The following is an 18,781-nucleotide window of genomic DNA, read 5'->3' as shown; positions in this document are numbered from 1 at the left end:
GGGTTAGCCCTTGTTTTTATTCAGCAGGTTCGCCAGCCAGGTGACGAGCAGCACCACGGCGAAATAGGAGATGACCAGCGCGCTGGTAAAGTGCCCGCTGCCGTTGCGCATATTGAACAGATAGACCTGCAGCGTTTCATACTGGCTGCCCACCAGCAGGTTGGCGAACACGAACTCGCCGATCAGGAACGAAAATGACAGCAGCACGGCGATCGTTCCGCCCTTGCGCAGGTTCGGCAGCACCACCCACAGCGCCGCCTGCCAGGTGCTGGCGCCGAGCAGGTGCGCGGCGTCCATCAGATCGCGCAGGTTAATCGCCTGCATGTTGTTGCTGATGGCGCGGTAGATAAACGGCAGCGCGATGGTGAAATAGCAGCCCACCAAAATCCAGGGGGTGCCGAGCAGCGGCAGCGGATCGGCGGCGAACAGCTGCATCAGCCCCACCGCCGACACCACCGGCGGCACGGCGAACGGCAGCAGGATCAGCACGTTCATCACCGCGTCCAGCTTGGGGAAGTAGTAAGCGATCACAAACATCGCCGGCAGGATCACCACCACCGACAGCAGCAACGTGCCAAAGCAGATTAGCAGCGAGTGCCACAGCGCCAGCAAAAAGCGCGAATCGCTCCACAGCGCCGTCAGCCACTTCAGGGTAAAACCGTCCGGCAAAATGGTGGCGCCCCACTGGGTAGCCAGCGCGTAAACCAGCGTCGCCGCCAGCGGCAGCAGCAGAATCAACAGCAGCAGGCCGGTCACCGTGCGGTGGTACAGGCGTTCAACACGCGACATGAGCATTCTCCATCCGATTATGAGCGCGCATTGAGGTAACTCCTGCGCAGCATCCATTGGTGGATCACCGTGATAAACGCCATCATCGCCACCAGCAGCATCGCCAGCGCGCTGGCCAGGTTCGGATCGAGGGAGATGTCCCCCGCCACCAGCGCTGAGATGCGGATCGGGATCACGTTGAAGTTGCCGGTGGTCAGCGCGTACACCGTGGCGTAGGCGCCCAGCGCGTTGGCCAGCAGGATGACGAAGGTGCCCATCAGCGCCGGCGCCAACACCGGCAGGCCGATATGCCGCCAGTAGCGCCAGGGGCCGGCGCCGAGCAGCGCCGCCGACTCGCGCCAATCGGCGCGCAGCGCATCGAACGCCGGATACAGCAACAGCACGCCCAACGGGATCTGGAAGTAGGTATACAGCACGATCAGGCCGCTCTTGGAATAGAGGTTGAAGCTCTCCATCAGACCGTATTTGCGCAGCAGCAGCGTCAGGCAGCCGTTCAACCCCAACAGAATGACGAAGGCGAACGCCAGCGGCACCCCGGCGAAGTTGCTGGTCATGTTGGTGAACGACATCACGAAGTCATGAAAGCGGGTCTGGCCGAGCTGGCGAAGTGAGTAACTGCCCACTAATGCAATCAGCAAGCCGTAGACGCTCGACCACAGCGAGATCTCCAGCGAGAACTGAAAGGCCTGCAGGTAGAACGGCGACGTGAGGATATCGACATAGTTGCCCCATCCCCAGCCGCTGCTCTCGCTGAAAAAGCTGTGAACCGCGATCCACACCAGCGGGGCGATCTGAAACGCGCCGAACAGCACGATAAACGGCAGCAGGCACAGCGCGGCGATCCATTTGGTTTTGCTGTTCATCGCGCATCCTGCGCCAGCAGCGCCCGACAGCGCGGCTTGTCGTGCGGCGCCTGCAACAGATCGCAGATCGTGCCGCACAGCTCGGTTTGCTGCGGATCGGCGTCGTCCAGGCTGAAGCCCGCGCCGAACACGAACAGCGGCACCTGGCGCTCTTCCGGCAACACCCCGCCGTGGCTGCGATCGTCGTTCATGCCGTGGTCGGCGGTAACCAGCACCTGATAACCGGCCGCCAGCCACTCGGGCAGGTAGCGCGACAGCGAGCCGTCGGCGCGGCGCGCCGCGTTGCGGTACTGCGGCGAAGAGAGGCCGAAGCGGTGCCCGGCGTCGTCGATGTTCATCGGGTGGATCAGCAGAAAATCCGGCTGATGACGCTGGCGCAGACTTTCGGCGTCGTCGAACAGATGGCTGTCGGGATAGCCGTCGTCGTAATAAAAATGCCCGTGCTGGATCGGCAGCTCGGGGGCGTCGGTATGGCGGTCGCGCGCGGCATCGAACGGCGTGCGGTTATACAATTCGCTGAACCAATGGTACGCGGCGGCGGCGGTGCTCAGCCCGGCGGCGCGCGCGTAATGAAACACGCTTTGTTGATGAGAAAGGCGCGAGACGTGGTTGTGCACCACGCCGCTCTCCACCGGCGTGACGCCGGTGAGGATGCATTCATACAGCGGCCGGGAGAGCGAGGGCAACTCGCTCTCCAGCAGGTACAACCGCCCGCGTCCCGCCGCACATTCGGCCTGCAGATACCCCATGGCGTCGTGCGCCACCCGGTAGTTGAGGCCGTCCAGCAGCACGAGGATCGTTTTCATGGTGCGTTAACTCACTGCTGCATAAACATAATGACGTTTTCCTGCCACAGGCGCGGCAGCGCTTTGGCGCTCTGTTCCCAGGCCGCCGGATCGGCGATCGGGTGCGCATTCTTGTACTGCTCGGCCGGCAGCAGCTTGGCCTTGACGTCGTCCGGCAGCGTCAGATGTTCGGCGCGGATCGGGCGGGCATAGCCGCGCGCCAGGTTGATCTGGCCGGCGTCGGAGAAGATGTATTCGCGCGCCAGCTTGGCGGCGTTCGGGTGCTTGGCGTATTTATTGATGATGGTGGTGTAGCCGGAGGTGATCGAGCCGTCCGACGGGATCAGCACTTCAAAACGGGTTTTGTCGATCTGATCGCGGTAGTTCAGGCCGTTGAAGTCCCACACCACGCCAACCTGCACTTCCCCTTTCTCCAGTGATGCGATCACCGGGTTACTCAGGCTCAGGCGGCCGGCCTTGGCCAGCTTGCCGAAGAATTCCAGGCCCGGCTTGAGGTTTTTCTCGTTGCCGCCCATGGCGTAGGTGGCCGCCAGCACGCCGCTGGCCGCCTGCGACGCGGTACCGACGTCGCCGATGGTGACCTGATAGCTGCCCTTGAGCAGATCGGCCCAGCTGTGCGGGATGTCTTTCACCTGCTGCTTGTTGATGATGAAGGCGATGGTGCCGGTGTAAGCCAGCGCCCAGTGGCCGTCTTTGTCTTTCGCCCACTCCGGCACCTGATCCCAGGTAGACGGTTTGTACGGCTGCGTTACACCCTTCTGCACCGCCACCGGGCCAAAGGCCGCGCCGACGTCACCGATGTCCGCCGTGGCGTTGTTCTTTTCCGCATCAAATTTGGCGATCTCCTGCGCGGAGCTCATGTCGGTATCGACATGTTTCAGGCCGTACTTGCTCAACAGATCTTGCCAGGTGCCTTTCCAGTTGGCCCAGCTGTCCGGCATGCCGACGCTGTTGACTTCGCCTTCTTTCTTCGCGGCCTGCTCCAGCGCCGCCAAATCGGTATCCGCGGCCCAGCTCATCTGGCTGGATAACACGATGGCACTGGTTAACACAGAAGCGCACAAACGTTTCATAACTGATGCTCCAGGTGGTAGTGTGGGGATGGCTGGACTAGTCCAGCAAGGACCAAACCAATCTAACGGACGAATGTGATAATTATATGTCAGCTTAAAAAAGCGACAGTTTTATCACCCATTGCAACGGCGAAAACGCGACGCTGGTCTACCTTAAGGAAGGCCAAACGCACTGAAACGGGACACCCGCTGTATGAGTGAAGCACCGACGACCGTCGCCACCATCTGCCAAACGCTGAGCGCCCGCATCACCGCCGGCGAGTTCGCCGTAGGCGGCAAGCTGCCCTCCGAACGCGCCCTGAGCGAGCAATTCGCCACCACCCGCATTACCTTGCAGGAGGCGCTCGGCCAGTTGGAGGCGCAGGGCGTCATCTACCGCCAGGTGCGGCGCGGCTGGTTCATCTCGCCGCCACGTTTGATCTACAACCCGCTGCAGCGCAGCCATTTTCACGCCATGGCGCAGCAGCAGGGGCGCGCCGCGCATACCGAAGCGATCGACAGCGCGGTCGTCACGCTTGACGCGCCGCTGGCCGGCCGCCTGGCGCTGCTCCCCGGCGCCGAGGCCTATCGCATTCGCCGGCTGCGCTACATCGACGGACGCGCGGTGCTGTACTGCGAGCACTACCTCAATCCGGCCTATTTCCCCGGCATTCTGGACGAAGATCTCACCCAGTCGCTGACCGCGCTGTACGCCGCGCGCTACGGCATTCACTACGGCCGGGTGCGTTTCGACATGCTGCCCACCCTGCTGCCGCAGCAGGCCGCCGTCATGCTGAAGGTGACCTACGGCAGCCCGGCGCTGTTCATTACGCGGGTGAATCGCGATCAGCACGACAGGGTGATCGATTGCGACCTGGAGTATTGGCGGTACGACGCGCTGCACATCGATGTGGAAGCGCTGTAAATGGACAAGGGCGCATCGCTGCGCCCTTAAAGAGGAAAGTCAGTCGGCGTCGTAGCCGAGATTTGGCGCCAGCCAGCGCTCGACCTCGCTCACGCTCATCCCTTTACGCGCCGCGTAGTCTTCCACCTGATCGCGCTGGATCTGCGCCACCGCGAAGTACTTGCTCTCGGGGTGACTGAAGTACCAGCCGGATACCGCCGCCCCCGGCCACATGGCGAAGGACTCCGTCAGTTCCATACCGGTGTGGCGGTTGACGTCCAACAGCTGCCAGATGGTCGCTTTTTCGGTGTGCTCCGGGCAGGCCGGGTAGCCCGGCGCCGGCCGGATGCCCTGATAGTTTTCCCGGATCAGCTCCTCGTTGCTCAGGCTCTCGTCGGCGGCATAGCCCCAGTGCAGCTTGCGCACCTGTTCGTGCAGGTATTCGGCAAAAGCCTCCGCCAAACGATCCGCCAGCGCCTTGACCATGATTTTGTTGTAATCGTCGTGCTGCGCGTCGTACGCCGCCGCCAGCGCGTCTTCCTCCAGCCCGCCGGTCACCGCGAAGGCGCCGAAGTAGTCGGCTTTGCCGCTGCTTTTCGGCGCCACAAAGTCCGCCAGGCAGTAGTTCGGGAAGTCGGTTTTTTCCGTCTGTTGCCGCAAGTGGCGGCTCACCGCCAGCACCTCGTCACGCCGTTCGTCGCGGTATACCTCCACGTCGTCGCCGACGCGGTTGGCCGGGAACAGGCCGTAAACGCCGCGCGGGTTGAGGCTACGCTCGGCGGCCAACCGATCCAGCATCTGATTGGCGTCATGGAACAGGCGCTTGGCCTCTTCCCCCACCACCTCATCCTCGAGGATGCGCGGGTATTTGCCCGCCAGCGACCAGGTCATGAAGAACGGCGTCCAGTCGATATAGTGGCGCAGCGTCTCGATGCCGGCCGACACCGGAAACACGCCAAGCTGCCGCGGCGCCGGCGGCTGATAGTCGGCCCAGTTCAGCGCCATGGCGTTGGCGCGCGCCTTGTGCAAATCGACCGGCGGCGTGCGCGGCTTTTTGCGCGCGTGTTGAATGCGCACCGTTTCATACTCTTTGCGGGTGCGCGCCACAAACTCGTCGCGCTGGGTGGCGGACAGCAGCGCCGACACCACGCCCACGGTGCGCGAGGCGTTTTGCACGTAGGTGGTCGGGCCGCTGTAGTTCTGCTCGATTTTCACCGCGGTGTGCGCCTTGGAGGTGGTGGCGCCGCCGATCAGCAGCGGCAGCGTAAAGCCCTGGCGCTCCATCTCTTTGGCCACGTTGACCATCTCGTCGAGCGACGGCGTGATCAGCCCCGACAGGCCGATGATGTCGACATTCTCCTCGCGCGCGGTGCGCAGGATTTTCTCCGTCGGCACCATCACGCCAAGATCGACGATTTCATAGTTGTTGCACTGCAGCACCACGCCGACGATGTTCTTGCCGATGTCGTGCACGTCGCCTTTCACCGTCGCCAACAGGATTTTGCCCGCGGAGGTGCCTTGCTGCTTGCTGGCCTCGATGTACGGTTCCAGGTAGGCCACCGCCTGCTTCATCACGCGGGCGGATTTCACCACCTGCGGCAGGAACATCTTGCCCTCGCCGAACAGATCGCCGACCACGTTCATCCCGGCCATCAGCGGCCCTTCGATCACTTCGATCGGGCGTTCGGCCTGCTGCCGCGCTTCTTCGGTGTCCAGTTCGATAAACTCGGTGATGCCCTTCACCAGCGAGTATTCCAGCCGCTTCTCCACCGGCCAGCCGCGCCATTCCGCCTGCTGCACTGCCGCTTCGCCGTCTTTGCTGCCGCGGTACTTTTCCGCCAGTTCCAGTAGGCGTTCGGTGCCGTCCTCGCGACGATTGAGGATCACGTCTTCTACCGCCTCGCGCAGCTCGCCAGGCAGATCGTCGTAAATCGCCAGCTGCCCGGCGTTGACGATGCCCATGTCCATGCCGTTGCGAATGGCGTGATACAGGAATACCGCGTGGATCGCTTCACGCACCGGATCGTTGCCGCGGAACGAGAACGACACGTTGGACACCCCGCCGGAGATCATCGCGTGCGGCAGGTGGGTTTTGATGTCGGCGCAGGCTTCGATAAAGTCGACGGCGTAGTTGTTGTGCTCGTCGATGCCGGTGGCGACGGCGAAGATGTTCGGGTCGAAAATGATGTCTTCCGGCGGGAAACCGACGCGTTCGGTCAAAATTTTATAGGCGCGGCGACAGATCTCGAACTTGCGCTCGCGGGTGTCCGCCTGGCCCACTTCGTCGAACGCCATCACCACCACCGCGGCGCCATAGCGGCGCACCAGCCTGGCGTGGTGGATAAAGGCCTCTTCGCCCTCCTTCATCGAGATCGAGTTGACGATGCCCTTGCCCTGAATGCACTTCAGGCCTTTCTCGATAACGGACCACTTGGAGGAGTCGATCATGATCGGCACCCGGGCGATATCCGGCTCGCCGGCGATCAGGTTGAGGAAGCGCACCATCGCCGCTTCGGCGTCGAGCATCCCCTCATCCATGTTGATGTCGATGATCTGCGCGCCGCTCTCGACCTGCTGGCGCGCCACGTCGAGCGCCTCGTTGTATTTCTCTTCTTTGATCAAGCGTTTGAAACGCGCCGAGCCGGTGACGTTGGTGCGCTCGCCGACGTTGACGAACAGGGTGTTGGCGTCGATGGTCAACGGCTCCAGACCGGCCAGGCGGCAGGCGACCGGGATATCCGGCAGCCGGCGCGGCGGCACGCCCTCGACCGCCTTGGCCATCGCGGCGATATGTTCCGGCGTGGTGCCGCAGCAGCCGCCGATAATATTGAGGAAGCCGGCCTGCGCCCACTCCCCGACCTGGCGCGCCATCTCGGCCGCATCCAGATCGTACTCGCCGAAGGCGTTCGGCAAACCGGCGTTCGGGTGTGCGGTGACGTAGGTCTCCGAGATGCGCGCCAGCTCGGCGACGTACTGACGCAGCTCATCCGGCCCCAGGGCGCAGTTCAGGCCGAAGGTCAGCGGCTTGACGTGGCGCAGTGAATTGTAAAACGCTTCGGTGGTCTGGCCGGACAGGGTGCGGCCGGAGGCGTCGGTGATGGTGCCGGAAATCATGATCGGCAGTTCCACCCCCAGCGCTTCGAATTCGGTTTCCACCGCAAAAGCGGCGGCCTTGGCGTTGAGGGTGTCGAAGATGGTTTCGATCATGATCAGATCGACGCCGCCTTCCACCAGCGCGCGGGTCGATTCGCGGTAAGCCGCCACCAGTTCATCGAACGAGATGTTGCGGAACGCCGGATCGTTGACGTTCGGCGAGATGGACGCGGTGCGGTTGGTCGGCCCCAACACCCCGGCGACGTAGCGCGGTTTTTCCGGCGTGCGCGCCGTCCATTCGTCGGCGCAGGCGCGCGCCAGGCAGGCGGCCTGATAGTTAATCTCGGCCGACAGCGACTCCATGTGGTAGTCGGCCATGGCGATGGAGGTGGAGTTGAAGGTATTGGTCTCAAGGATATCGGCGCCCGCCTCGAGATAGGCGTAATGAATGGCGGTAATCACTTCCGGCTTGGTCAGCACCAGCAGATCGTTATTGCCTTTCAGATCGCTGCGCCAATCGGCGAAACGCTCACCGCGGAAATCGCGCTCGTCCAGGCGATAGCTCTGGATCATGGTGCCCATGCCGCCGTCCAACACCAAAATGCGCTGCGCTAACTGGCGGCGCAGTTGTTCTACTCGATTCGTCACTGTAACCCCTTCCATTGCCATCCAGCCCATTGCTCAACTGCCGCAAAAACCAACGAGTCATCCTAGCACAGCTTGTAAGGACAAAGGGCCAGGCGACAATTGAGAGTTTTTCAGGTTGTGCGCCAACACCTCCGATGAGCTGACGGCGGCTTGCAATTCATCGACAAAAAACGAAAATGAATTCCATCATACGGAAAAAGGAATCTCACCCATGGCCACCCCTGCTCCCGCCAAGCGCGGCAAGAAGCCCCGCGCAGCAGCCCCCGCCGCCAGTGCGGCGACCGGTCAGGTACAATCGTTGACCCGTGGCCTGAAACTGTTGGAATACATTTCGGAAGCCCAGGGCAACGTGGCGCTGACCGATCTGGCCCAGCAGGCCGGCCTGCCGAACTCCACCACTCACCGCCTGCTCACCACCATGCAGCAGCAGGGATTCGTGCGCCAGGTCGGCGATCTCGGCCTGTGGACCATCGGCTCGCACGCCTTTGTGGTCGGCAGCAGCTTCCTGCAAAGCCGCAACCTGCTGGCGATGGTGCATCCGACGCTGCGCCGCCTGATGGAGGAATCCGGCGAAACCGTCAACCTGGCGGTGCTGGATACCAGCGAGTACCAGGCGATCATCATCGATCAGGTGCAGTGCACGGCGCTGATGCGCATGTCGGCGCCGATCGGCGGCAAACTGCCGATGCACGCCTCCGGTGCCGGCAAAGCGTTCCTCGCCACCCTGCCGGACGATCAGGTGACCAAACTGCTGCACAAGAAAGGCATGCACACCTACACGCCGCATACCCTGACGCCGCACAACTTGAAAGAGGGGCTGGCGCAGATCCGCAAACAGGGCTTCTCCTTTGACGACGAAGAGCACGCGCTCGGCCTGCGCTGCGTGGCGGCCTGCATCTTCGACGAGCACCGCGAAGCCTTCGCCGCCATTTCCATCTCCGGCCCGGTGTCGCGCATCACCGACGATCGTGTGATCGAGCTGGGCGCGCTGGTGATCCACGCGGCGAAAGAGATCAGCCTGGCCTACGGCGGCGTGCGCTAATCCTGCTCATCCGAGGGGCGCCCCAGTGCGCCCCTGCTCCCCTGCCATGCTCTGTTGTCAGCATGTAACAGGCTGTCGGCATCCTGTTTAGCGCACAGGAAAAAAGCTTGAAGCCGATCACAGTTAACGATCCTCACGGCGAAAGCCCATTGCAACCGCTCAAACTTCCTTCGACAATGTTACCGATAACATGTTACCAGTAACAATCAAATTGAATGAAGGTAACGTCACCCGGTGTTTTGGAGCCAAGCCATGACCAACAATCAAAATCGCATTTACGTCGTTATGGGCGTTTCCGGCAGCGGCAAGTCCGCCGTCGCCGCCGCCGCGGCCCGCCAACTCTCCGCCGGCTTCCTCGACGGCGACTTCCTGCACCCGCGCAGCAACATCCTGAAGATGGCCGCCGGGGAAGCGTTGAACGACGACGATCGCGCGCCGTGGCTGGCCGCGCTCAACGACGCCGCCTTCGCCATGCAGCGCACCAACAACGTGTCGATCATCGTCTGTTCGGCGTTGAAAAAGCAGTATCGCGACCGCCTGCGCGCCGGCAACGGCAACCTGTCATTCATCTATCTGCACGGCGAGTTCCCGGTGATCGAATCCCGCCTGGCGGCGCGCAACGGCCACTTCTTCAAGCCGCAGATGCTGGTCACCCAGTTCGCCGCGCTGGAGCAACCGGGCGCCGACGAGAACGACGTGATGGCGATCGACATCAATCAGCCGCTGGACGCGGTGATCGCCGATACCGTGCGCCATATCCAGAGCTTCCTGCCGCAGGACGTGTGCGCGTGAGTACCGTAACGCTGGTCGGTACCGCAGTCGGCTCGGTTTTACTGCTGTTATTCCTGGTGATGAAGGCGCGCATGCACGCCTTCGTCGCGCTGATGCTGGTGTCCATCGCCGCCGGCATTTTCTCCGGCATGCCGCTGAAACACATCGCCGACACCATGCAAAAAGGCATGGGCGACACGCTGGGCTTCCTGGCGATCGTGGTGGCGCTCGGGGCGATGTTCGGCAAGATCCTGCATGAGGTCGGCGCGCTCGATCAAATTGCGGCGCAATTGCTGAAACGATTCGGACAAAGCAAGGCGCACTACGCGCTCGGCATCGCCGGGCTGATCTGCGCACTGCCGCTGTTCTTCGACGTGGCGGTGGTGCTGCTGATCGGCATCGTGTTCGCCGTGGCACGCCGCACCGACGGCAATATCGTCAAGCTGGCGATCCCGCTGTTCGCCGGCGTGGCCGCCGCCGCCTCCTTCCTGCTGCCGGGGCCGGTGCCGATGCTGCTGGCGTCGCAGATGAAGGCCGATTTCGGCTGGATGATCGCCATCGGCCTGGTGGCGGCGGTGATCGGCATGCTGATCGCCGGCCCGCTGTACGGCAGCTTTATCAGCCGTTTCGTCAACTGGCCGATGCCGCCGGAAGAGAATGAGCCGACGCTGACCAAGGGCAATCTGCCGTCGTTCGGCTTCAGCCTGGCGCTGGTGCTGTGCCCGCTGGTGCTGGTCGGCATGAAAACCATCGGCGCGCGGCTGGTCACCCCCGGCTCGCAGCTGCAGCAGTGGCTGGAGTTTATCGGCCACCCGTTCACCGCCATCCTGCTGGCCTGCCTGATCGTGATTTACGGTCTGGCGAAGCCGCGCGGCATGAGCAACGAACAGACCCTGGCCATCTGTTCCGCTGCGGTGCAGCCGGCCGGGATCATCCTGCTGATGACCGGCGCCGGCGGGGTGTTCAAGCAGATCCTGGTGGATTCCGGCGTAGGGCCGGCGTTGGGTGACGCCATGATCGGCGCCGGCCTGCCGATCGCCGTGGCCGCCTTCGCGCTGTCCGCCATGGTGCGGGTGATTCAGGGCTCGGCCACCGTCGCCTGCCTGACCACCGTCGGTCTGGTGCTGCCGGTCACCAGTCAACTCGGTCTGAACGGCGGGCAACTGGCCGCGCTGGCCATCTGCATCGCCGGCGGCTCCATCGTGCTGAGCCACGTCAACGACGCCGGCTTCTGGCTGTTCGGCAAATTCACCGGCGCCAACGAACTGCAAACGCTGAAAACCTGGACGGTGATGGAAACCATTCTGGGCAGCGTCGGCGGCGCCATCGGCATGATTGCATTCACGATGTTTTAAATCCTAAATCGCCCCCGGCCTTGCACACCAGGGCTGCAAATCACCCCCGGGGGCACCGCCACAGGCGGCGACTATAACAACAGCAATGTGAGGAAGGCATGATTAATCCAACCTTGTCCCGTGTCACACAGCGCATCATCGACCGTTCCCAGGCCAGCCGCGCCGCCTATCTGGCGCGTATCGAGGCGGCCCGCTCCCAAACCGTCCACCGCGCGCAGCTCGCCTGCGGCAACCTGGCCCACGGCTTCGCCGCCTGTCAGCCCGATGACAAGGCGTCGCTGAAAAACATGGTGCGCAGCGATATCGCCATCATCACCGCTTACAATGACATGCTGTCGGCCCACCAGCCGTACGAACACTACCCGCAGCGGCTGAAGCAGGCGCTGAAGGCGGTCGGCGCCGTGGGCCAGGTGGCCGGCGGCGTGCCGGCGATGTGCGACGGGGTGACGCAGGGGCAGGACGGCATGGAGCTGTCGCTGATGAGCCGCGACGTGATCGCCATGTCGGCCGCCGTCGGCCTGTCGCACAATATGTTCGACGGCGCGCTGTTCCTCGGCATCTGCGACAAGATCGTGCCGGGGCTGGTGATGGCCGCCCTCTCCTTCGGCCACCTGCCCGCGCTGTTCGTGCCGGCCGGCCCGATGAGCAGCGGCCTGCCGAACAAGGAAAAAGTGCGCGTGCGCCAGCTGTACGCCGAGGGTAAGGCCGACCGTTTGGCGCTGCTGGAGGCCGAGGCGGCCTCTTATCACGGCATCGGCACCTGCACCTTCTACGGCACCGCCAACACCAACCAGATGGTGATGGAAGTGATGGGTCTGCATCTGCCGGGCGCCTCCTTCGTCCATCCGGACACGCCGCTGCGCGACGCGCTGAACGACGCCGCCGCGCGCCAGGTGACCCGACTGACCGATACCGCCGGCAACTACCTGCCGATCGGCCGCCTGGTGGACGAGAAAGTGGTGGTGAACGGCATCGTCTCGCTGCTGGCCACCGGCGGCTCCACCAACCTGACCATGCATCTGGTGGCGATGGCGCGCGCGGCGGGCATCATCATCACCTGGGACGATTTCTCGGAGCTGTCGGAGGCGGTGCCGCTGCTGTGCCGCATCTATCCGAACGGCCCGGCCGACATCAACCAGTTCCAGGCCGCCGGCGGCGTGCCGCTGGTGGTGCGAGAGCTGCTGCAACACGGGCTGCTGCACGAAGACGTGCATACCGTGGCCGGTTTCGGCCTGCGCCGCTACACCCAGGAACCGTGGCTGGATAACGGCCAACTGGTGTGGCGCGAAGGCGTGGCCGGCTCGCTCGACGCCAGCGTGATCGCCAGCGTCACTCAGCCGTTTGAACATCACGGCGGCACCAAAGTGATGGCCGGTAACCTGGGCCGCGCGGTGATGAAAACCTCGGCGGTGCCCGCCGACAACCAGATCATCGAAGCGCCGGCGGTAGTGTTCGACAGCCAGCACGACATCGTGCCGGCGTTCGAAGCCGGCAAGCTGGATCGCGATTGTGTGGTGGTGGTGCGTTTCCAGGGGCCGCAGGCCAACGGCATGCCCGAGCTGCACAAGCTGATGCCGCCGCTGGGCGTGCTGATGGATCGCGGCTTCAAAGTGGCGCTGGTGACCGACGGCCGCCTGTCCGGCGCCTCCGGCAAGGTGCCTTCCGCCATCCACGTCACCCCGGAAGCCTATACCGGCGGCCTGCTGGCGAAAGTGCGCGACGGCGATCCGATCCGCGTCAACGGCCGCAGCGGCGAGCTGCAGGTGCTGGTCGACGCCGACGAACTGGCCCGGCGCACGCCATGCCAACCCGATCTGAGCGCGGAACACATCGGCTGCGGCCGCGAGTTGTTCGGCGCGCTGCGCAGCCAGCTGTCCGGCGCCGAACAGGGCGCCTGCTGCATCAAATTTTAATCGATAGCCTGGCCGCATCGCCGCCTGGCGGCGGCCACAGAGGAGAACGTCAGCATGAACAAGTGGACAACAAGCGCCGAGCAGATCCTGACGGCGGGGCCAGTGGTGCCGGTCATCGTGATCAACAAGCTGGAATATGCGGTGCCGCTGGCGAAAGCGCTGGTCGCCGGCGGCGTGCGGGTGCTGGAGGTGACGCTGCGCACCGCCTGCGCCATGGACGCTATTCGCGCCATCGCCCAAGAGGTGCCGGAAGCGATCATCGGTGCCGGTACGGTGATCAATCCGCAGCAGTTGCGGGAAGTGACCGAAGCCGGTGCGCAGTTCGCCATCAGCCCAGGCCTGACCGACGAGCTGCTTAAGGCCGCCACCGCCGGTTCCATTCCCTTGATCCCGGGCATCAGCACCGTTTCCGAACTGATGCAGGGCATGGATTACGGCCTGCGCGAGTTTAAATTCTTCCCGGCGGAAGCCAACGGCGGCGTAAAAGCGCTGCAGGCGATCGGCGGCCCGTTCCCGCAGGTGCGCTTCTGCCCGACCGGCGGCATCTCACCGGACAACTACCGCAGCTATCTGGCGCTGAAAAGCGTGCTGTGCATCGGCGGCTCCTGGCTGGTGCCGGCGGACGCGCTCGAAAGCGGCGACTACGTGCGCATTACCGAACTGGCGCGCGCCGCCGTCGCGGGCGCTCAGGCCTGATTTACATCGCAGCGGTGGCGGCCGGCAGCGCCGCCCCGCTGCGCTGGCTGAACCGCTGCTTCTTGCGATAAGCGAATACGTCTTCCACATGCCCTTCGCGGATGCGCTGCTGCAATCCGCGCCAATATTCCGCGGTAAACAGATCGCTGTGCAGCTCTTCAAACATCTGCCGAATGCGCCGATCGCCGCACAGAAAGTGGCGGAACTCTTCCGGGAACACGTCGTTGGGCGCGATGCTGTACCACGGCTCGCTGGCCAGTTCATCTTCCGGATAACGCGGCGGCGGGATATCGCGGAAGTTGACCTCGGTCATGTAGCAAATCTCGTCGTAGTCGTAGAACACTACCCGCCCGTGGCGCGTCACGCCAAAGTTCTTGAACAGCATGTCGCCGGGGAAGATATTGGCGGCGGCCAGCTGTTTGATGGCATTGCCGTACTCTTCAATCGCATCGCGCATCTGCTGGTCGTTGGCCTGCTCCAGATACAGATTCAGCGGGGTCATGCGCCGTTCCATATACAGGTGCTTAATCACGATGCGATCGCCAAGATCTTCCAGCTTGCCCGGCACTTCGCGCCGCAGCTCCGCCAGCAGTTCCGGGCTGAGGCGCGCCTTGTCGACGACGAAATTCTCGTACTCCTGGGTATCCGCCATGCGCCCGACGCGATCGTGCTCTTTCACCAGCTGATAGCAAGCCATCACCTGCGCCTGCGTCACCTCTTTTTGCGGGGCGAATTCGTCTTTGATCACTTTAAACACCCGATCGAAGGACGGCAGGGTAAACACCAGCATCACCATGCCCTTCACCCCCGGCGCAATGATGAACTGCTCCTGCGAGTGCGCCATAAAAGTCAGGTATTCGCGGTAGCATTCGGTTTTGCCGTGCTTCTGGCAACCGATCGCCATGTACAGCTCGGCGGTGGTCTTGCCCGGCAGGATCTCGCGCAGCCACTCCACCATCGCCGCTGGCAGCGGCGCGTAGACCATAAAATAAGAGCGGGCGAAGCCGAAGACGATGCTGGCCTCGGCCTTACCGGTCAGGCAGGCGTCGATAAACAGCGCGCCCGACTCGCTGTGGTGGATCGGCAGCAAGAACGGATAAACGCCGTCGGCCAGGCGCAGCTTGCCGACCAGCCAGGCGGCCTTGTTGCGATAGAACAGCTCGTTGGCGATCTGGAAGGTCGCCCCCGTCAGTTGCTGTGGGCTGAAGGCGCGTTGCAGCGCCTGGGTGATATAGCGAATATCGCGCGTCAAATCCTCCCACGGCAACCGCAGCGGCAGATCGCTCAGCACGCTGCGCAGCATCGCCGGCAGATCGCCATTGGGGGTAAAATCGCGCGCCAGCGGACGCGGAATGTCGCGAAAGCGCCGTTCCGGCTGCGAACTGAACACGAACAGCTTGTCCGGCGTCAGATCGCGGTGCTTGAACAGCCGGCAATAGACCGAGTTAAAGAAGCTTTCGGCGATCTCGAAACGCGGGTAGTCCGGCAACAGGTCGATATAGACCGCTTTGACCCGGCTGGGGAAGTCGGCGTCGAAATATTTCTGCCCGGTGATGCATTTGAGCTGCTCCACCACCAGGCCGACGTGATGGTCGTACAGATGGATGCGCTTTTTCATCGCCTGCTGCACCGCCGGCCAGTCCGCCTGCTCGAAGCGCTGCTGCGCGCCGGCGGTCACTTCCAGAAAGCGGCCGTACTGCGCATCGAAGCCTTGCAGGATCGTCTGTGCGATCAACAACTCCAGTTTTGCCGCCATCCTTACCCCCCGCCAGAAAAAGAAGCCTGCGCATGCAGGCTCCGGTGAAACGTCTTCAAGCTTGCCGCATCAGAACTGCTGTTCTTCCGTCGAACCGGTCAGCGCGGTGACCGAAGAAGCGCCGCCCTGAATGATGGTGGTGACTTTGTCGAAGTAGCCGGTGCCCACCTCTTGCTGGTGCGACGCGAAGGTGTAACCGCGATCCACCGCGGCGAACTCCGCCTGCTGCACCTTCTCGACGTAGTGTTTCATCCCTTCGCCCTGCGCATAGGCGTGCGCCAGGTCGAACATGTTGAACCACATGCTGTGGATCCCCGCCAGCGTGATGAACTGATACTTGTAGCCCATGTCCGACAGCGCCTGCTGGAAGCGGGCGATGGTCTGGTCGTCGAGGTTTTTCTTCCAGTTGAACGACGGCGAGCAGTTGTAGGCCAGCAGCTTGCCCGGGTATTTGGCGTGAATGGCGTCGGCGAAGCGCTGAGCGGCATCCAGATCCGGCGTTGAGGTTTCGCACCACACCATATCGGCGTAAGGGGCATAAGCCAGGCCGCGGCTGATCGCCTGTTCGACGCCGGCATGGGTGCGGAAGAAGCCTTCCGCCGTGCGCTCGCCGGTGACGAAGGCGCTGTCATACGGATCGCAATCGGACGTCAGCAGGTCGGCCGCATCGGCGTCGGTACGGGCGATCACCAGCGTCGGCACGCCGAGCACGTCGGCCGCGAGGCGAGCGGCGACCAGTTTCTGGATCGCTTCTTGCGTCGGCACCAGCACTTTGCCGCCCATATGGCCGCATTTCTTCACCGCCGCCAGCTGATCTTCGAAGTGCACCCCGGCGGCCCCGGCGGTGATCATCGCTTTCATCAGCTCAAAGGCGTTCAACACGCCGCCGAAGCCGGCTTCCGCATCGGCGACGATCGGCAGGAAATAATCGGTGTAGCCTTTGCTGCCCGGCTCAATCTGGTTCGCCCATTGGATCTGATCGGCGCGGCGGAAGGTGTTGTTGATGCGCTCGACCACCTTCGGCACCGAGTCCACCGGATACAGCGACTGGTCAGGGTACATGGCCGACGCGCTGTTGGCGTCGGCCGCCACCTGCCAACCGGACAAGTAGATGGCCTCGACGCCGGCTTTGGCCTGCTGCAGCGCCTGGCCGCCGGTGAGCGCGCCCAGGCAGTTCACGTAGCCTTTGCGCGCCTTGCCGTTCAGCAACGCCCACAGTTTGGCGGCGCCGTTTTGCGCCAGGGTGCATTCCGGGTTGACCGAACCGCGCAGGTTGATCACGTCTTCGGCGCTGTAAGGGCGGGTGATGCCTTCCCAACGGGCCGATTTCCATTCCTGTTCCAGCTGCTGGATCTGTTGAGAGCGAGAGGTAGACATAATTTTTATCCTTTCAGTCATGTAGGGTTGATTGGGAAAGTTCAGGCCAGCAGCGCATAGCCGGGCAACGTCAGGAAGTCGATTAATTCATCTTGCGTGGTGATGCGCTCCATCAGGCGCGCCGCCTCTTCGAACCGGCCGGCGTTAAAGCGCGCTTCCCCTACTTCTTCACGCACCACCAACATCTCTTCTTGCAACATCTGGCGGAACAGCGCCTTGGTGACCGGGCGCCCGTCGTTCAGGCTCTTCTCATGGTGGATCCACTGCCAGATAGAGGTACGGGAGATCTCCGCCGTCGCGGCATCTTCCATCAACCCATAGATAGGCACGCAGCCGTTGCCGGAGATCCAGGCTTCGATGTACTGCACCGCCACGCGGATATTGGCGCGCATCCCCGCTTCGGTGCGTTCGCCGTCGCATGGCTCCAGCAGCTGCGCGGCGCTGATCGGCGCATCCTGCTCACGCATCACGTCCAGCTGGTTCTGGCGATCGCCCAATGCGTTGCCGAACACCTCCATCACCGTGTCCGCCAAGCCCGGGTGCGCCACCCAGGTGCCGTCGTGGCCATTGTTGGCTTCCAACTCTTTGTCCGCCCGCACCTTGTTCAGCACCCAGGCATTTTTCTCAGCGTCTTTGCTCGGGATAAACGCCGCCATGCCGCCCATGGCGAACGCGCCGCGCTTATGACAGGTTTTGATCAACAGGCGTGAATAGGCGCTGAGGAAAGGTTTCTCCATGGTCACCGACTGACGATCCGGCAGCACGCGATCGCCGTGATTCTTCAGCGTTTTGATGTAGCTGAAGATGTAATCCCAGCGGCCGCAGTTCAGGCCGACGATGTGATCGCGCAGGTGATAGAGGATCTCGTCCATCTGGAACACCGCCGGCAGGGTTTCGATCAACACCGTCGCCTTGATGGTACCGCGCGGCAGATCGAATCGATCCTCGGTAAAGCTGAAGACATCGCTCCACCAGGCCGCTTCTTCCCAGGACTGGGTTTTCGGCAGGTAGAAATACGGGCCGCTGCCCTTGGCCAACAGCTGGCGATAGTTGTGATAAAAATACAGCGCGAAATCGAACAGGCCGCCGGGAATGGCTTCATCACGCCACAGCACGTGTTTTTCCGGCAAATGCAGGCCGCGCACGCGAGCGATCAACACCGCCGGATTCGGTTTCAGCTGGTAGATCTTGCCGGCTTCATTGGTGTAGGAGATGGTGCCGTTAACCGCATCGTGCAGGTTGATTTGACCGTCGATGACTTTATCCCAGCTTGGCGCCAGGGAGTCTTCGAAGTCCGCCATAAACACTTTTACGTTGGCGTTAAGCGCATTGATCACCATCTTGCGTTCTACCGGCCCGGTGATCTCGACCCGGCGATCGCGCAGGTCTTGCGGAATGCCGCGGATCTGCCAGTCGCCTTCACGAATGGAATTGGTTTCCGAAATAAATCCAGGCAGCTCGCCGCGATCGATATTTTGCTGCCAGCGGGCACGCGCCGCCAGCAGCTCATTGCGCCGCGGCGTGAATTTCCCCACCAGTTCCGCCAGGAATTCAACCGCTTCATCCGTTAATACCTGGCGCTCCGCAGCGGCGAAACCCTGGGTAAACCTTAACTCCGTGCCTGCTATCTGTTGCGTCATGACCTTGCTCCTTCCCATCATTGCGCCCGAGCGATCGGCGCATTTTCATCAGAAATCACTGTGGATCAGGGCGGAT

14 protein-coding genes are annotated in these 18,781 nt (G+C 62.8%); 6 read left to right on the top strand and 8 right to left on the bottom strand.

Going from position 1 to position 18,781, the window contains the following annotated elements:
* Nucleotides 1–3 precede the first annotated feature (3 nt).
* The 4 genes from CRO23_RS01995 to CRO23_RS01980 are packed head-to-tail and all read right to left on the bottom strand — an operon-like array spanning nucleotide 4 to nucleotide 3,531.
* Nucleotides 4–789 carry an ABC transporter permease gene (locus CRO23_RS01995; RefSeq protein WP_033644383.1) on the bottom strand — a complete coding sequence of 262 codons (786 nt, stop codon included), beginning with the start codon at nucleotides 787–789 and terminating at the stop codon, nucleotides 4–6.
* 17 nt (nucleotides 790–806) lie between these two features.
* The gene (locus tag CRO23_RS01990; protein WP_033651199.1) at nucleotides 807–1,652 is read right to left on the bottom strand and encodes an ABC transporter permease; all 846 of its coding nucleotides are present in this window, start codon (nucleotides 1,650–1,652) and stop codon (nucleotides 807–809) included.
* Nucleotides 1,649–2,458 carry an alkaline phosphatase family protein gene (locus tag CRO23_RS01985; protein ID WP_044030312.1) on the bottom strand — a complete coding sequence of 270 codons (810 nt, stop codon included), beginning with the start codon at nucleotides 2,456–2,458 and terminating at the stop codon, nucleotides 1,649–1,651. Before CRO23_RS01985 ends, CRO23_RS01990 begins: the two co-directional genes overlap by 4 nt.
* A gap of 11 nt (nucleotides 2,459–2,469) precedes the next feature.
* Nucleotides 2,470–3,531, bottom strand: coding sequence for an ABC transporter substrate-binding protein (locus tag CRO23_RS01980; protein ID WP_033631954.1), 1,062 nt, complete (start codon nucleotides 3,529–3,531; stop codon nucleotides 2,470–2,472).
* A 193-nt stretch (nucleotides 3,532–3,724) separates the two neighbouring features.
* On the opposite strand from CRO23_RS01980, the gene CRO23_RS01975 reads away from it, so the two are divergent.
* Nucleotides 3,725–4,435: a UTRA domain-containing protein gene (locus CRO23_RS01975; protein WP_097101302.1), complete on the top strand. Its 711-nt coding sequence runs from the start codon at nucleotides 3,725–3,727 to the stop codon at nucleotides 4,433–4,435.
* Between the two features lie 39 nt (nucleotides 4,436–4,474).
* On the opposite strand, the gene metH is transcribed toward CRO23_RS01975, so the two are convergent.
* Entirely contained in the window at nucleotides 4,475–8,170 is a 3,696-nt protein-coding gene (metH, locus tag CRO23_RS01970) for a methionine synthase (RefSeq protein WP_089195244.1), read from the bottom strand.
* Between the two features lie 196 nt (nucleotides 8,171–8,366).
* Between metH and iclR the strand changes: the two genes are divergently transcribed.
* From iclR to CRO23_RS01945, 5 genes are all read left to right on the top strand, one after another.
* Nucleotides 8,367–9,197 (top strand): glyoxylate bypass operon transcriptional repressor IclR, encoded by an 831-nt coding sequence (gene iclR, locus CRO23_RS01965; RefSeq protein ID WP_004936648.1) that lies wholly within the window; start codon nucleotides 8,367–8,369, stop codon nucleotides 9,195–9,197.
* 252 nt (nucleotides 9,198–9,449) lie between these two features.
* Nucleotides 9,450–9,989 (top strand): gluconokinase, encoded by a 540-nt coding sequence (gntK, locus tag CRO23_RS01960; protein ID WP_004936645.1) that lies wholly within the window; start codon nucleotides 9,450–9,452, stop codon nucleotides 9,987–9,989.
* Nucleotides 9,986–11,323, top strand: coding sequence for a gluconate transporter (gene gntU / locus CRO23_RS01955; RefSeq protein ID WP_097103066.1), 1,338 nt, complete (start codon nucleotides 9,986–9,988; stop codon nucleotides 11,321–11,323). Before gntK ends, gntU begins: the two co-directional genes overlap by 4 nt.
* 98 nt (nucleotides 11,324–11,421) lie before the next feature.
* Nucleotides 11,422–13,236, top strand: a complete 1,815-nt coding sequence (edd, locus tag CRO23_RS01950; RefSeq protein WP_097101300.1) for a phosphogluconate dehydratase — start codon at nucleotides 11,422–11,424, stop codon at nucleotides 13,234–13,236.
* A 54-nt stretch (nucleotides 13,237–13,290) separates the two neighbouring features.
* Entirely contained in the window at nucleotides 13,291–13,932 is a 642-nt protein-coding gene (locus tag CRO23_RS01945) for a bifunctional 4-hydroxy-2-oxoglutarate aldolase/2-dehydro-3-deoxy-phosphogluconate aldolase (protein WP_079450113.1), read from the top strand.
* 1 nt (nucleotide 13,933) lies between these two features.
* Here CRO23_RS01945 and aceK read toward each other — a convergent pair whose 3' ends face one another.
* The 3 genes from aceK to aceB all read right to left on the bottom strand — a co-directional run bounded on the left by aceK (nucleotide 13,934) and on the right by aceB (nucleotide 18,705).
* Nucleotides 13,934–15,688, bottom strand: a complete 1,755-nt coding sequence (aceK, locus tag CRO23_RS01940) for a bifunctional isocitrate dehydrogenase kinase/phosphatase (RefSeq protein WP_016930305.1) — start codon at nucleotides 15,686–15,688, stop codon at nucleotides 13,934–13,936.
* A gap of 69 nt (nucleotides 15,689–15,757) precedes the next feature.
* On the bottom strand, nucleotides 15,758–17,065 hold the full coding sequence (gene aceA / locus CRO23_RS01935; protein WP_016930306.1) for an isocitrate lyase: 1,308 nt from the start codon (nucleotides 17,063–17,065) through the stop codon (nucleotides 15,758–15,760).
* A gap of 41 nt (nucleotides 17,066–17,106) precedes the next feature.
* Complete coding sequence (aceB, locus tag CRO23_RS01930; protein ID WP_016930307.1) at nucleotides 17,107–18,705, bottom strand: malate synthase A; 1,599 nt, start codon at nucleotides 18,703–18,705, stop codon at nucleotides 17,107–17,109.
* Nucleotides 18,706–18,781: the final 76 nt, after the last annotated feature.

It is taken from the genome of Serratia sp. JKS296, from assembly GCF_900215445.1.
Taxonomy (GTDB): Bacteria; Pseudomonadota; Gammaproteobacteria; order Enterobacterales; family Enterobacteriaceae; genus Serratia; species Serratia marcescens.
This window is presented reverse-complemented; position numbering and strand designations above follow the sequence as displayed.